This is a genomic window from Actinomyces faecalis (assembly GCF_013184985.2).
Lineage (GTDB): Bacteria > Actinomycetota > Actinomycetes > Actinomycetales > Actinomycetaceae > Actinomyces > Actinomyces faecalis.
The window spans coordinates 710,458-725,116 of record NZ_CP063418.1; the positions used below are offsets into that span (position 1 = coordinate 710,458).

General features: G+C 68.9%; 12 protein-coding genes and 1 tRNA gene. 6 read left to right on the plus strand and 7 right to left on the minus strand.

Translation table 11 applies throughout. The features are described 5' to 3' along the window. The first annotated feature begins 32 nt into the window (after window positions 1–32). Both nudC and HRL51_RS02830 read left to right on the plus strand, forming a co-directional pair. Window positions 33–1,106 (plus strand): NAD(+) diphosphatase, encoded by a 1,074-nt coding sequence (gene nudC / locus HRL51_RS02825; RefSeq protein ID WP_172192420.1) that lies wholly within the window; start codon window positions 33–35, stop codon window positions 1,104–1,106. Window positions 1,107–1,187: 81 nt separating this feature from the next. Continuing rightward, window positions 1,188–3,281, plus strand: a complete 2,094-nt coding sequence (locus HRL51_RS02830; protein WP_172192422.1) for an ATP-dependent helicase — start codon at window positions 1,188–1,190, stop codon at window positions 3,279–3,281. A 57-nt stretch (window positions 3,282–3,338) separates the two neighbouring features. Here the strand turns inward: HRL51_RS02830 and HRL51_RS02835 are convergent, their stop codons facing one another. Beyond that, window positions 3,339–4,319, minus strand: a complete 981-nt coding sequence (locus tag HRL51_RS02835) for a thiamine biosynthesis protein ThiF (protein ID WP_172192424.1) — start codon at window positions 4,317–4,319, stop codon at window positions 3,339–3,341. Between the two features lie 273 nt (window positions 4,320–4,592). Continuing rightward, the gene (locus HRL51_RS02840) at window positions 4,593–5,807 is read right to left on the minus strand and encodes a YlbL family protein (protein ID WP_244960265.1); all 1,215 of its coding nucleotides are present in this window, start codon (window positions 5,805–5,807) and stop codon (window positions 4,593–4,595) included. A 180-nt stretch (window positions 5,808–5,987) separates the two neighbouring features. Between HRL51_RS02840 and HRL51_RS02845 the strand changes: the two genes are divergently transcribed. After that, window positions 5,988–7,472: a zinc-dependent metalloprotease gene (locus tag HRL51_RS02845; RefSeq protein WP_172192428.1), complete on the plus strand. Its 1,485-nt coding sequence runs from the start codon at window positions 5,988–5,990 to the stop codon at window positions 7,470–7,472. Between the two features lie 78 nt (window positions 7,473–7,550). On the opposite strand, the gene HRL51_RS02850 is transcribed toward HRL51_RS02845, so the two are convergent. Continuing rightward, window positions 7,551–8,129 (minus strand): PPA1309 family protein, encoded by a 579-nt coding sequence (locus tag HRL51_RS02850; RefSeq protein ID WP_172192430.1) that lies wholly within the window; start codon window positions 8,127–8,129, stop codon window positions 7,551–7,553. A 187-nt stretch (window positions 8,130–8,316) separates the two neighbouring features. On the opposite strand from HRL51_RS02850, the gene HRL51_RS02855 reads away from it, so the two are divergent. Together HRL51_RS02855 and HRL51_RS02860 are read left to right on the plus strand one after the other, a co-directional pair. Next, complete coding sequence (locus HRL51_RS02855) at window positions 8,317–11,688, plus strand: UPF0182 family membrane protein (protein WP_425321741.1); 3,372 nt, start codon at window positions 8,317–8,319, stop codon at window positions 11,686–11,688. A gap of 211 nt (window positions 11,689–11,899) precedes the next feature. Further along, window positions 11,900–11,973, plus strand: a tRNA-Met gene (locus tag HRL51_RS02860). Here HRL51_RS02860 and HRL51_RS11860 read toward each other — a convergent pair. Continuing rightward, window positions 11,933–12,295 (minus strand): helix-turn-helix transcriptional regulator, encoded by a 363-nt coding sequence (locus HRL51_RS11860; RefSeq protein WP_216666163.1) that lies wholly within the window; start codon window positions 12,293–12,295, stop codon window positions 11,933–11,935. The genes HRL51_RS02860 and HRL51_RS11860 overlap by 41 nt on opposite strands. A gap of 81 nt (window positions 12,296–12,376) precedes the next feature. Between HRL51_RS11860 and HRL51_RS02870 the strand changes: the two genes are divergently transcribed. Further along, a complete protein-coding gene (locus tag HRL51_RS02870; protein WP_194256536.1) occupies window positions 12,377–12,661 on the plus strand; it encodes a helix-turn-helix domain-containing protein in 285 nt (94 codons plus the stop codon). Window positions 12,662–13,013: 352 nt separating this feature from the next. Here the strand turns inward: HRL51_RS02870 and HRL51_RS02875 are convergent, their stop codons facing one another. From HRL51_RS02875 to HRL51_RS02885, 3 genes are all read right to left on the minus strand, one after another. Next, a complete protein-coding gene (locus tag HRL51_RS02875; RefSeq protein ID WP_172192432.1) occupies window positions 13,014–13,628 on the minus strand; it encodes a GNAT family N-acetyltransferase in 615 nt (204 codons plus the stop codon). A 299-nt stretch (window positions 13,629–13,927) separates the two neighbouring features. After that, window positions 13,928–14,119, minus strand: coding sequence for a hypothetical protein (locus tag HRL51_RS02880; protein WP_172192434.1), 192 nt, complete (start codon window positions 14,117–14,119; stop codon window positions 13,928–13,930). A 204-nt stretch (window positions 14,120–14,323) separates the two neighbouring features. Then, the gene (locus HRL51_RS02885) at window positions 14,324–14,509 is read right to left on the minus strand and encodes a hypothetical protein (RefSeq protein WP_172192436.1); all 186 of its coding nucleotides are present in this window, start codon (window positions 14,507–14,509) and stop codon (window positions 14,324–14,326) included. Between the last annotated feature and the right edge of the window lie 150 nt (window positions 14,510–14,659).

Here is a 14,659-nt window from a genome sequence, read left to right on the forward strand (position 1 = left end):
CCGACACGAGATCGCGCGCCTAGGCTTGAGACATGCAGACCCCCACGGCACCGGCTCCAGGACCCTGCCCGCAGACCCCGGCCCCGCAGCTGTCCCTGGCACGCAGCCGTACCGACCGTGACGCCGTCCGTCGCAGCGAACCAGGCCTTCTGGAGCGCCTTGCCGCTGATTGCGCGACCCGCCTGGTCCTCGTCGACGCCCGAGGACGCGTCCACCTGGACGCTCCGGCCGCCCACCCTGACCTGCCGACGGACGGCCTGACCCCGGCCCAGACTGGCTCGCCTGGGTTCACCTCCGCCCAGGGTGCACCGACCCTGGCACCGTTGTCAGCCACGGACCTCGACCTGACGGGCCTGGTGACCTTCTACCTCGGGCGGGCTGACGGCGTGAGCTGGCTGGCCGCCGTCGTCCCGCCTGAGGACGCAGCCGTGCAGCCGGGCGACGCCGAGGGGGCCGCGCGGCCACGTCCTGACCTGGCTGCGCTCACGCAGCGCTACCCGGCCTCCGCGCTGCGTGCGGTCGGAGCCACGATGTCCGCCCACGACGTCGGGCTGGCCACCCCCGCCGTCGCCCTGGCCGCCTGGCACGCCAGCGCTCCCTGCTGCGCGGCCTGCGGGCAGCGCACACAGGTCGTCCAGGCGGGGTGGGCGCGACAGTGCCCCGGCTGCGACGCGCTGTCCTTTCCCCGCACGGACCCGGCCGTCATCATGGCGGTCACGGACGAGCACGACCGGATCGTCCTGGTGCACGGTGCCGCGTGGCAGGAGGGCCGCTACTCTACCGTGGCCGGTTTCGTGGAGGCTGGTGAGAGCGCGGAGGCCGCGGTGGTGCGCGAGGTCGCCGAGGAGACCGGGCTGCGCGTGGCGCGGGTCGAGCACGTGGCCACCCAGCCCTGGCCCTTCCCCCGCTCCCTCATGCTCGGTTACCGCGCCTGGCTTGAGCCTGGCCAGGTGGACGCCAGGCCCGACGGCGAGGAGGTCACCGACGTGCTCGTCCTCAGCCGCGACGAGCTGGACGACGCCGTGAGAGAAGGCACGCTCGTGCTGCCGGGGAGCACGTCGATCGCGCGCATGCTCATCGACCGCTGGTACGACGACGTGCAGTGACGCCTGTCCCCAGGCGGGGTGGTGCGGGTGGCCCGGCTCAGGCTGTGACTGGTGTCGGTGGCTCGTGGCAGGCTGTCACCAATGAACCGAGCAGACTCCGCCCCGCGCTCCTCGCCACCGCGCCCTCGCAGCCCCGAGGAGCTGCTTGACGCCCTGGACCCTGACCAGCGTGAGGTCGCTGAGCACCTGGAGGGGCCCATGTGCGTGCTGGCCGGGGCCGGAACGGGCAAGACCCGCGCGATCACCTACCGCATCGCCTACGGGGCGGGGACCGGTGCCTACCAGCCCAGTCAGGTCCTGGCTGTCACCTTCACCCAGCGTGCCGCCGGGGAGATGCGCTCGCGGCTGGCGGACCTGGGCGTGCCCCTGGTCCAGGCCCGTACCTTCCACTCCGCGGCCCTGCGCCAGCTGGACTACTTCTACCCCACGGCCATCGGGGGGCGGCGTCCGCGCGTGCAGGAGTCCAAGGCCGGGCTGGTCATGACGGCGGCCAGACGCCTGGGGCTTCCGGGTGACCGTGCCTTTGTCCGTGACCTGGCGGCCGAGGTCGAGTGGGCCAAGGTGACGATGACCCGGCCTGAGACCTACTCCCAGCGAGCCGCGCAGGCGGGTCGCACGGCCCCTGGCGGGCTGGACCTGGAGACCGTGGCGCGCCTGTACGACGCCTACGAGGCGGTGAAGACCGAGAGCGAGGTCATCGACTTCGAGGACGTGCTGCTGCTCATGGTGGCGGTCCTGCGCAGCCGTGAGGACGTGGCCGCGCAGGTACGCGGTCAGTACAAGCACTTCGTGGTGGACGAGTACCAGGACGTCTCGCCTCTTCAGCACCGCCTGCTCCAGCTGTGGCTGGGGGATCGACGCAGCCAGCTGTGCGTGGTGGGGGACGTGTCCCAGACGATCTACTCGTTCACAGGAGCCACTCCGCGGTTCCTCACCGGTTTCGCCACGGAGTACCCCGGGGCGCGTACCGTGCGCCTGACGCGGGACTACCGATCGACCCCGCAGGTGGTGTCCCTGGCCAACCGGGTGCTCTCGCGGCCACGGCGCTCGGGAAGGCTGGCGCTGCCCGCAGGTGCCGTCGAGCTGGTGGCGCAGCGCCCCAACGGTCCGGCGGTGCGCTTCAACGACTACGACGACGACGCCTGCGAGGCCGAGGGCGTGGTCGCCCAGGTGCGCAGGCTCCAGGACGCTGGGGTGGTACTGAGTGAGATCGCGGTCCTCTACCGGACCGCGGCTCAGGCACCCGTGATCGAGCAGGCGCTGGCTGAGGCTGGTATCGGGCGGCTCGTGAGGGGCGGAGCACGTTTCTTCGAGCGTGAGGAGGTCCGTACCGCGATGCGGCGCCTGCGGGCGGCTGCGGCCACGGAGCGGGCCCGGCTCAGCGGTGACCTGGGAGAGGACGTACGCACCGTGCTGGCCCGAGTGGGCTGGGGACCGCAGGAGCCGGCTCCACGCGGTGCCATGAGGGAGAGGTGGGACAGCCTCAACGCCCTGGTCGAGCTGGCTGACGACCTGTCCTCCGTACGAGGCACCGACCTGGGCGGGTTCGTACGTGAGCTGGAGGAGCGGGCACAGGCCCAGAACGCGCCGGCAGTCGAGGGCGTCACGCTGTCCACCATCCACGCTGCCAAGGGCCTGGAGTGGGACGCGGTCATCGTCGTAGGCGTGACGGACGGCCTGCTGCCTATCAGCCTGGCCGAGGGACCGGAGGGGATCGAGGAGGAACGGCGCCTGCTCTACGTGGCCGTGACACGTGCCCGCGAGCACCTGGTCCTCAGCTACGCCCGGGCGCGCGGCGCCGGATCACGAGCCAGCCGTAAGCCCTCACGGTTCCTTGCCGGAATCTGGCCTACCTCGGAGCCTGTGGCTCCCAGGGCCGCGCGGCCCTCCTCACCCAAGGCCTCCAGGCGGCAGGCCGCCGCTGAGTTCGAGGCAGAGAACGACCCGTCCACGGTGGCGCTGTTCGAGGAGCTGCGCAGCTGGCGCGTAGAGGTGGCGACGCGCAAGTCCGTCCCTGCCTACTCCGTCTTCGCTGACAGCACCCTGAGGCTGATCGCCATCCTCAGACCCTCGACGCTCCCGCAGCTGTCCGCGGTGCACGGGGTCGGCCCGGTCAAGCTTGCGGAGTACGGCGACGCCGTCCTCCGAGTGGTGCGCGAGCACCAGACCGCCTGAGCCACTGCTCCATAGCCGGGGGCACCTGCCCGCGCCGTCGCCTGGGGCTGCTGTGTCCTAGCGGTCAGCCAAGGCACTCTGGTCCTGGTCCTGGTCCTGGTCCTGGTCCTGGGGCGGCTCGCTGCCCTGGCGGGTGAGCGCGCCCAGGCACCGGGGGTGGACCTGCCACTGACGCACGACTCCCAACGGTGCCAAGGCACTGACGTCGACGCTCAGCCCGCGCCACGCGCCAGGGCGGTCCACCAGGCACTCCAGGACCGCACGAGCGGTCAGCGCAGCCGCCTGGTGGACGAGCAGGCGCTCCAGGGACGCAGCCGGCAGCAGACGCGCCTGCGTGGCCAGCGTCGGCCAGCACGGGTCGGCCTCGCACTCCCACAGCTCCAGGCAGGTCCGGCACACCGCAGAGACGTCGTCAAAGAGCGGGCCGACACGGATCGTGACCTCGCTGCAGGTCACACTCAGGTGAGGGACGCCCGCCTGGGTCAGAGCGCGCTCACGGACCGGGTCAATGACGTAAGGATCGATGAGGACCACCAGATCAGGGCCCTCTCGGTCGTTCTGGTACCCCCGAAGCCGCGGAAAGCCGGAAGCGAGATCCTGGGTCACAGCCGGGTCCTCGCTCAGGAGTGCCCCCACCCCGCTCTCAGCCAGCAGCCTGGCCAGCTGAGCCGTGAGCGGACCGGTCCCCAGCAGCGCGACCGTGCGCTTGCGCAGGCTCCGGCTGCGTTCGGTAGGGGAACGGACCAGGTGCTCCCAGTACGACTCGTCACAGTCACGAGGGTGGTTCTTGTCCGGCAGAAGGACCCCCTCGCTGCGCAGCAGACGAATCAGCGCGTGCGCACGTGCTAGCGGAGTATGTGTGGCGCGCGAGGCCCGGTAGACGTCCTCGGCGGTGGCGCCGTCCTGGAGGCGGAGGAGCAGGTGCTGCTCGCACTCGGCGAGGCCGTCGAGTACCAGGGCCTGGGCCGGGTCGACGCCGATCTGGCACTGGCCCGGCCCGCGCCACAGCACCGGTGAGTGGCCTCGTACACGTAGCATGGCGATCCTCCCGCCTCGGTCACGCCCGGTCGTGATTGCTGGGAAGAGACCTCGCAGGAAGGCCAGTGCAGCCGGGCGTGGTGAGAGCCTGGCACCCGCGCCAAGTCATGACCACAGGAGGACAGATGGCTGTGGATAACCCTCAGGGGTGGGTGGTGACTGACCCATGTATCCACAGGTTCGCTGATCACACTCGGCCCGACGGGGACTAAGGGAACGAGCGGCCTATGTGTCCACTGGCTCGTGATCGCGGTCTGCCGGTGGAGATGCGGCCTACTGCTTGAGCACGGACTGACAGCTGGTCAGGGGGCTGGTGTCACCGGCTGCGATAGCCTCGACGGCCTGAACCGCCTCGTGCAGGGTGGACACGGCGTAGACCTGCATCCCGTCGGGCTCGTGGCCGACGACCTCGGCGCAGTTGTCCGCAGGAGCCAGGAAGAAGGACGAGCCGGCGCTCTTGGCCCCCGCCATCTTCTGGGCGATCCCTCCAATCGGGCCGACGGCGCCGTCCACCGAGATCGTGCCCGTCCCGGCGACGTCCTGGCCGCCGGTGAGGTCACCCGGAGTGATGGAGTCGATGATGCCCAGGGCAAACATCATCCCGGCGCTGGGGCCACCGACGTCCTGCAGACCGAAGGAGGCGGTGACTGGTGAGTCGGCGATGACCTGGAGCATGAGACCGAGCAGGGAGCCGGTGGAGTCGGGGGTGCCGTCGCCGTCGTCGTCGCTGGGGGCGATGGTGGTCAGGCTCGTCTCGGACGGCTGCCCGTCCCGCTCCAGGCCGATGGTGACCGAGGTGCCCGGAGCGATCGTGCTCATCAGCTGGCGGAGCTGGCTGAAGGTGTCGATGGTCGTGGTCGCAGCGTCCTCGCGGGTCAGGGAGACCAGGACGTCGCCGGGGCGGACGTCCGCCCCCTTCTGCTCATCGGCGGTGCCCTGGACGGTCAGGATCGTGCGGCTCGCCTCGCCGCTCTCCAGCAGCGCCGCGACCACTGCCGCCTGCTCCGAGCTGGTCATCTGGGCCTGGTTGGCCTGCTCAACCTCCTCGGCGCTCATGGAGGAGGGGCACACGGCCTCTCTGTCCACCACCGTCTGCTCCGGACTCAGCCACGCTGTGATCAGGTCGAAGGTGGTCACGGGGTAGCCAGGACAGCCGCGTACCGCCACCGTGGTCATCCGCAGGGCTCCTGCTGCCGGGTAGGTCTGGGTCCCCTCAACGGCGATGACCGCTGTGGCCCCGACGTCATCAGCCTGCCCCGACGTCCCGGCACCCTCCTGATCGGCGGAGCCGAGCACGTTCCAGGTAGGCCCGGGGCTCTCGATGACGGCGTTGACCGGGACGGTCGCCCCGGCGACGGCGATCACGACCGCGAGAACGAGACAGGACACCCACCACCGCATCCGTCGAGGACGGTGTCGAGGTGAGCGGTCACTGCCTGCAGGCCGGGCGCCGTCGAGGGAGGTGAGGTGGCTGGTCACGGCGACCATCATGCGTCAGGAGCCTGGAAGCGTGCTGCGTGGATCTCCTGAGGCAGGACGAGGGCGGAGCCCTCCCGTGAGGTGCGAGAGGCTCTTCGGCTCGCGTCCGGCTGGCATCCAGGAATGCGTGGGAGCATACGTGTGTTGCGGCACGTACCCGAGTGCTCGGGCACCAACCGAGAGGAATCCATGTCCAGCTCCGCCCATGAGGACCCTTTCCACGAGATCGAGCAGATGCTGTCCTCGCTGTTCGGACCGCAGGTGGCCGGTGACGCCGTCGGCGCGCTGCGCGCCTCCGGGGTCGATCCGGCTGATCTCGCCCGGATGGGCGGCCTGCCCGACCTGTCCCAGATGAGTCCCGGGCAGATGATGGCGCTCCAGGCCCAGATGCAGCAGGTCATGGCAGGCTCCTCCTCGGGGCAGGCCGTCAACTGGGCCATGGGCAAGGAGCTCGCGCTGCAGACCGCCCGCGTTCCCGGTGACCCCGCGATCACCGCTGCCGTAGCTGAGAACAGCCGCCAGGCCCTGAGCGTGGCGGACCTGTGGCTGGACACGGTCACGGACTTCATGCCGGCGCCGGGAGAGCGGGAGGCGTGGTCGCGCAGCGAGTGGGTCGAGCGCACCCTGCCTACCTGGAAGGAGGTGTGCGCGCCGGTAGCCCGCGCCGCTACTGGCGCTCTTGCTGACGCTCTCGGTCACCAGGTCGACCAGCTGCGCCAGGACTCCGACGGTGACGAGACCGCCGGGAACGCCGCGCGTCAGATCGGTGCGCTGTCCGGGGTCATGCGCTCGATGGCAGGAACGGCCTTCGGGCTGCAGCTGGGGCGCGCGATCGGGGAGCTGGCCGCGGAGGCGGTCTCGGCGACCGACGTCGGCCTGCCGCTGAGCCGCAGGCCGGGAACGGCCCTGGTCCCTGTGGGGGTGACGGCCTTCGCTGAGGGGCTGGAGTCCAGCGAGGACGAGGTCCGTATGTTCCTGGCCGTGCGCGAGGCGGCGACGGCGCGCCTGTACGCGCACGTGCCGTGGCTGCGCAGCCAGGTCCTCGGCGCCCTGGAGTCCTACGCCAGCGAGATCCGCATCGACACCGCGGCGGTGGAGTCTGCCGTCGCGCAGGTTGACCCTTCCGACCCGGAGGCGATCCGACAGGCCCTGGAGTCAGGCATGTTCGCTCCTCAGGAGACCCAGGCCCAGAAGGGCGCTCTGGAGCGTCTGGAGACGCTGCTGGCGCTGGTCGAGGGGTGGGTCGAGGTCGTCACGGCCCGGGCCACGGCCCCCCACCTGCCTCACGCCGTGGCGCTGCAGGAGATGCTGCGGCGTCGCCGTCTGGCGGGCGGGGCGGCTGAGCAGGTCTTCGCCCGGCTCATCGGCCTGGAGTTCCGGCCCAGGCGCGTGCGCGAGGCGTCGAGGCTGTGGACCCTGCTGGGTCAGGAGGTCGGCGACAGCGAGCGGGACGCCTTCTGGCAGCACCCGGACGTCATGCCGACGGCGGTGGAGCTGGCTAGCCCCGAGGACTTTCTCACCATGCGACGGGCGGCGCAGGACATGGACACCCAGATCGACGCTGACCTCGCCTCGCTGATTGACGGCACGCTGGGCTACGCCGACGGCGCCGCCCAGGCCGACGAGAACAGGCCGGCAGGGCCCGGGGACCAGGACGAGGACTACGGCGCCTGAGGCGACCGGGAGCCGCACTCGTCGCCCGGACGTGGACGGCGTGCAGGCAGGGCGCGCCGTCGTCCCGGGCGCGGTCGCTCAGGCGAAGGTCGAGCCCAGGGCCTCGATGAGGCCTGGCACCATCGCCTCGCCCTGGACGACGGCGTCGGAGGTGTCGCGCGAGCGGGTGCGTACCGCGCACCAGGCCTCGCCGTCGCGCAGCACGCCGACCACGATCCTCACGTCGTCACGGGCGGGGTGGGTCTGAAGGAAGGCGATGCGTTCGTTCGGGTCCTCGATGGAGGCGGCCTCCTCCTCGGCCGAGGGCGGCAGGGTCACCCGCTCCACGCTCAGCGCCACGCCGTCGACGGTCTCGGGCCAGGCGAGCTGGGCGAGCAGGTCCTCCAGGCCCGTGGCCTCGGGCAGCTGCTCCTGCTCGATGACGGTCAGGGCGTGCGGGTCCTGCTGCGCCTCAGCCAGGGCCGCCTCGTCCAGGACAGTGGCGAGGTCCGGGTCCGTCTCCAGCGCCGTGGCGGTGCGTACCAGGGCGAAGACGGCGACCGGTGCGTCCCAGCCACGGTGGGACATGTGCTCCTCGACCTCGGCGACGACGCGGGCCAGTGCCGCCTGGGAGGCGGGCAGAGGGGGGAGGGTGGTGGGTGAGGGCGTGCCAGACATGGTCCGAGACTAGCGAGGCCGACGGCTCGGTGCCGCGAGCCCCGGCACGGCTCTGCCTCGGGCGGACGCCGGTGCGTGGGCGTCTTTGTGGGGCTGACGCGACCTGTGGGACGATGAGCGGGTCCGGCGCCTGAAGCCGGCAGTTCCGTGCGCATCTGCGCAGCGCCAACCACGACACGGAGTGAACGTGAGCACTAGGCCCGACGACGAGCCCGCAGACAAGCCGGGCGACCACGAGGACCCTGTCCCCAGCCGTGAGGACCGTGTGCGCGGCGGCTTCTTCCAGCCCGACGCCACCCGCGCGCCGCACCGCGACGGTGACCCGGCCGCCTCCGGGCCCTCCGCCCGGAAGAACGAGCCCCGGCGTGAGGAGGACGACGACCGGCCTGAGGGCGCCGGCTTCCCCTTCGGCCTCGACCCTACCGCCCTGTTCGGGGCCGGCCGCTCAGGTGCGGCAGGGCGCGGGCAGCGCCCGGAGCAGGGCTCTCGTGGCAAGGGCTCGGGCGACGACGGCGCAGGCCAGGCCCGGCCGCGTGAGCGGGGAGGACGTCGTGGGCCTGGGCCCCTGGCTCTGACCTTCATGATCCTGGCCGGCCTGGCCGTGGTCCTGCTGTTCCTGTCGCGGAGCTGGACCGAGGTGCTGTGGTTCAGCCAGCTCGGCTTCTCCCGGGTCGTGTGGACGCGGTGGATCGCGGCGGGCGTGATGTTCGGCGTCGGCACCCTCATCATGTTCCTCGCCGTGGTCCTGGCGATGACCAGGGCCTACCGGGCCAGGGAGATCACGCTTCCCTATGACGAGGCCTCCAGGAACCTGGAGTCCTACCGCACCGCCTTCGAGCCGATGCGCAAGCCGCTGACCCTCATCGTGCCTGCGGTGCTGGGCGTGTTCGCGGCCGGGACAGAGCTGGTACCCCGCTGGCGTGAGGTCATGCTGGCGCTGAACTCCAGCATGTTTGGCACCACGGACCCCCAGTTCGGGCTGGACGTGTCCTTCTACGTCTTCATCCTGCCGGTACTGACCATGGTGGTGTCCTACCTCAGCCGGGTAGTCGTCTTCGCCGGTCTGGCAAGCGTCGTCGTCCACTACCTCTACGGAGGTATCTCGGTGGCTCGCCAGCCCCACTTCACCAAGGCGGCGCGGATCCACCTGTCAGTCTTCCTGGCGCTGTTCGCGCTGCTGCGGGCGGCCAGCTACTGGCTCAGGCGCTACCAGGCCCTCTACTCCTCCAACGCCAAGTTCGACGGTGCGAGCTACACCGACGTCAACGCCGTCATCCCGGCTAACGCGATCCTGGCTGCGATCGCCGTCGTCATCGCGGTGCTCTTCATCGCCTCGGTGAGGGCGCACTCGTGGAAGCTGCCGGTGACCGGAGTCGTGGTCATGGTCGCCTCGGCCCTGCTCATCGGCACGGGCTACCCGCTGGTGATCCAGCGCTTCGTCGTCGACCCTAACGCCCAGCGTGAGGAGGCCGAGTACATCCAGCGCAACATCGACGCCACGCTGTCGGCCTACGGCCTGGACGGCATCGAGACGACGAGCTACAACGCGGCCACCACCGCGCAGGCGGGGCAGCTCAAGGAGGACGCCGAGTCCACGACCTCGATCCGTCTTCTGGACCCCAACCTGGTCTCAGCGACCTTCAAGCAGCTGCAGCAGAACAAGCAGTACTACTCCTTCGCCTCCGACCTCAACGTCGACCGCTACAACGTGGACGGGCAGTCCCGGGACACGGTCATCGCGGTGCGTGAGCTCAACCTTGACGGCCTGGACGCCGGGCAGCGCACCTGGATCAACGAGCACACGGTCTACACCCACGGCTACGGCGTGGTCACGGCCTACGGCAACACCGTCGCCTCGGGCGGCTACCCCTCCTTCTGGGAGGGCGGGATCCCGTCGACCGGTGACCTGGGGGAGTACGAGCCTCGGATCTACTTCGGTCAGGCCTCACCGTCCTACTCCATCGTGGGTGGTGACGACGGCGGTAACCCGCGCGAGCTCGACTACCCCGACGACGAGTCGGACTCCGGACAGGTCAACACCACCTTCGCGGGCGACGGCGGGCCGGACGTGTCCAACCCGTGGAACCGTCTGCTGTACGCCGTGCGCTTCCAGGAGATGAACATCCTGTTCTCCCAGGAGGTGCGTGACGGCTCGCAGATCCTCTACAACCGCAACCCGGCCCAGCGCGTGTCCAAGGTAGCGCCGTGGCTGACGCTGGACGGCAACCCCTACCCGGCGGTGGTCGATGACGATGACGACCCTGCCACGCCCAAGCGCGTGGTGTGGATCCTCGACGGCTACACGACGACGAACAACTACCCCTACGCCCAGCACGAGTCCCTGGAGGCCACGATGGCGGACGCCACGACAGGCCGGTCCTCGCTGCTTGGGGCGCCGGAGAAGTCTAACTACGTGCGTAACTCGGTCAAGGCCGTGGTTGACGCCTACGACGGCTCGGTGACGTTGTACGAGTGGGACGAGGAGGACCCGATCCTGGCGGCCTGGTCCAAGGTCTTCCCAGGATCTGTCACCCCGATGAGCGAGATGAGCTCAGACCTCATGGCCCACATGCGCTACCCGGAGGACCTGTTCAAGGTCCAGCGCACCGTCATGGCGAAGTACCACGTCACCGACCCGGAGGACTTCTACTCCGGTGGTGACTTCTGGAAGGTCCCGGACGACCCGACTAAGTCCGGCTCCGGCGCGCAGGCGCCCTACTACCTCACGCTCAAGATGCCGGACCAGGACAAGGCCTCCTTCTCCCTGTCCAGTGTCTACATCATCGGTGGTAACACCGACCGCAACGTGCTGACCGGCTTCCTCGCGGTGGACTCTGAGACCGCCTCGGGTGAGGCGGGGGTGCGCAACCCGGGCTACGGCACGCTGCGGCTGCTGGAGCTGCCGCGCTCGTCCAACGTCTCTGGCCCGGGCCAGGTGCAGAACAACTTCGACTCTGACTCCACCGCGTCCCAGGTCCTCAACCTGCTCAGCCAGCAGGGCTCGCAGGTCATCAAGGGCAACCTGCTGACGCTTCCGGTGGGCGGCGGTCTGCTCTACGTCCAGCCGGTCTACGTCCAGTCCTCCTCGGGCACGCAGTACCCTCTGCTGCGCAAGGTGCTGGTCTCCTTCGGTGACAAGGTCGGCTTCGCTGACACGCTGTCGGAGGCCCTGGACCAGGTCTTTGGCGGGGACTCCGGGGCCCAGACCGGCGAGGACGTCGTCGACGGAGACGCCGCGGCAGCCAACGACACCTCAGACGCCGAGGCCGCGGCGGCTGGGGCGGTCGACACTGACGGTACGCCGGCGGCGACGACGGCTCCGAGCCAGGACGCCGGTGCTGCTCCCACGCAGGCTGCTACCGCCGCCCCGGCCGAAGGCGGGTCCGCCGGCGACGCGCAGACACGGCTGGATACGGCTCTGTCAGATGCTCAGAGTGCAATGACCGCCGCGAACGAGGCCATGAAGAGTGGTGACTGGACCGCCTATGGTGAGGCTCAGACCCAGCTCAATGAGGCACTTAACCGGGCAATCGCCGCTCAGGAGGAGCTGAAGAGGTAGGGGGAGAGGTCGCTGGGAGCCTAGCGGGTGCCCAGCAGCCTGTTCCGGCGACGACGGCGCAGTGGCCTGGCAGGTGCCAGGTTGTTGCGCCGTCGTCCTTGTTCGGGCGAGCATGTCAGCCCCGAGGGGACTGGCTCACACGCGGGTGAGTAAAGGCACGGGTAACGGGTTTGAAATGGCCTGGAGGCCCGCCTAGTATTGCTTTCACCGACGCGGGGTGGAGCAGTTCGGTAGCTCGCCGGGCTCATAACCCGGAGGTCGCAGGTTCGAATCCTGTCCCCGCTACGAGAGAGGGAGCCCCGGCACCAACAGGTGCCGGGGCCTTCTGCTGCCCGGGCACGTACTGAGCGGGTGTCCATCTTCCGTCCGCGTCGCGTGACGGCATGATGTCTTGGACGTCCAAGTTGAGAGCATCGGCCGTGTCAAAGATGTCCTCTAGGCTCCAGCCGATCTGCCCTCTGAGTTTCATGGAGACAGTCGGGGGAGCGACGCCTATCCTCCGCGCCAGCTCGGCGCGGGTGATGTTGTTCGAGAACATCACCTGATTCACGGTCATGCCGATAGCTTGGTCGGGGGTGAGGCCGACGGACTTCTGGCGTTTCGTCATGGGGCAATCATATAAAGAAGCGTCAAGATTGTCAACGTTGGGTAGTTGCACTGCATTCCGTCATGGGTCATACTGTTGCCTATGGACGTTAGGAATCCTGAGTTTGGTCATGACTACCTCAGTGCTGCCGAGGCTGCTGCGCTGCTGCCGAGTACGTCCGCTCAGACGGTCCTGCGCTGGGCAAAGGATGGCTTGCTTCCTTACATCGAGCTGCCGGGGTCACGTGCGCGCCGCAAGTTCTTCCTGCGGGAAGACATAGAACAGTTGCTCACTCCAAAGGTTGCGACCTCGGCCTCGTCTGCTGCTTCGGCTGCGTCCCCTGATGCTGCGGGTGAGCTGGTGGGGCAGGAGGTCCTGCCGTGGTGAGGATGCCGGAGGTCTATTGCGCTGGTGCCGGCCACGATCACGTCGGTGACCTGAGGGATCTTCCAGCTGTGGTGACCGATGGTGAGCGTGAACGCGCTGTTCATGGCTCATTCCTTTCTGGGGGACGACAGAGCCCTTCTGTCTGTCCTTCTGCCCGCTGGGGAGGCGTTCTCCCTAGGTGGGCGTGGGCGGTGGCGTCTGGCCTCCGCTCTGCGAGGTTCCGTGCTTCCGACACGGTGTCCTCTCACCTGGTACGTGGGTTGTGGGCTCACGGCCCACGTACCAGGCCCCTGGTTGTGGGTGGTGGTGCGCGATGAACGAGGTTCCGTTGCTCGTGCTGCGTGGGCCGGCGTCAGTGCTGCGGCGTGATGGTGTAGTGGCTGGTGTGGCCGAGTGTGGCAAGCGCGTAGCGCACGTCAGGCTCGGCGGGCAGTGTTCCCAGGAGTACGCGATGGTGATGACTGCTCACGCTGAGGCTGACACCGTAAGGAAGCACGAGGTAGTTGCTCTTGCGGAAGACGTGTTCGGCGGTTGGGTTGGTTGGGACGGCGATGACGTGGTCGCAGCCCTGGTCGACCGCCAGGGTCGTGACCTGGGCGATGAGATCCCTGGCAAGACCCTTGCTTCGGTACGCGCGCTTTGTGAAGAGGTAATGCACGACTACCACCTTGGTCAGGAGCCACTGGTAGGCGCTGTGGTTGCCGGGGTGCAGCTTGAGAAGCTGCTCGGCCTCGCGTGCGGGTGGGGTGGTGAAGACTCCTGCCACTACCTGCTTGCCGTCCCAGTAGCCGATGAGCCTGCCGTGGGTGGGGTCGGTGTCCCCGAAGGTGGGCATGACGGGCAGGTCCCAGTTCTTGTTCATTTCTTTGGCGAGCAGGCGCCGCAGCGCTTTGTGCTGCTGGGCATTCGCTGGCTCGCCGAGATGGATCGTGCGAGTAGGGGAGGTGGTGTGTCGTGAGGACTGCATGCGAATTGTTCCTTCGTGGTGTTGCGACCGGCGCGCGCTGTCCGTGCTCGCCGGGTGGACGGTGCGGCTCTCGTACCTGTCCTCCTGCCCGCTGGGGATTCCTTGTTCCCACGTGGGCGTGGGCGGTGGCTTGCGACCGCCGCCCTACGAGGTACGGCTTTCCTAGGGCTGTTACCTCGCGCCTGGTACGTGTGGGGTGCGCGCACTCCTGGCGTACCGGGGCGGCGGTACCTGACCGCCTCCCGGTGTGGTGGGCCGCACTAGTAGCGCGGCCCACCACAAGGGATGGTGTGGGTTGGCTAGCACTCGACGTGGATCACTCTTGGATGGTTGAGGTAGAGCACCTGGTGGTGGTCTCCGACGCCGTAGGTGATCAGGGCCTTGCCGTTGGCAAAGAGCTCGTCGAGGCCCTGCATGATCTGGTAGTGGTGGTCCCACGGGATCTGCCAGCTCGTGCCGTCGATGGTGAGGGTGAACGTCTCCTTGTTCATGACCTGTCTCCAGCTGGGGGACGGCAGAACCCTTCTGCCTGTCCTCCTGCCCTTCCGGGAGTTCTTTTCTCGGGTGGGCGTGGGGTGGCGGTATCTGACCGTCACCCGGTGAGGCCTTGTGCTTCCGACACGGTGGCCTCGCACCTGGTACGTGGGTTGTGCGCGCACGGCCCACGTACCAGGGCTGTGAGCTCGGGGTTCTCTTTAGCCGTGCATGGTGACGGGTGTGCTTCGGTCGATGAAGACGCGCGTGTCCTTGCCTCGGCAGGGGAATCGGAGTGTTTCGTGGCCGTGGTGCCAGATCGTGTCGATCTGGTCGTGTACGGCCCACCACTGCTCCATGGGTACGTGCCATGCGCGGGTGCCGATGGTGAGGGTGAACGTACGCATGATGCGTTCTCCTTCCGATGGGACGACAGAGCCGTTCTGTCTGTCCTGTTCCAAGCCGGAGGAGTCCTGCCTCTGGCTTGGTGCCGGGTGCGGGGATTGGTACTCCCTGTCCTGGCTGGGTGGTGGTGTCTGACCGCCGCCCGCAGGGGT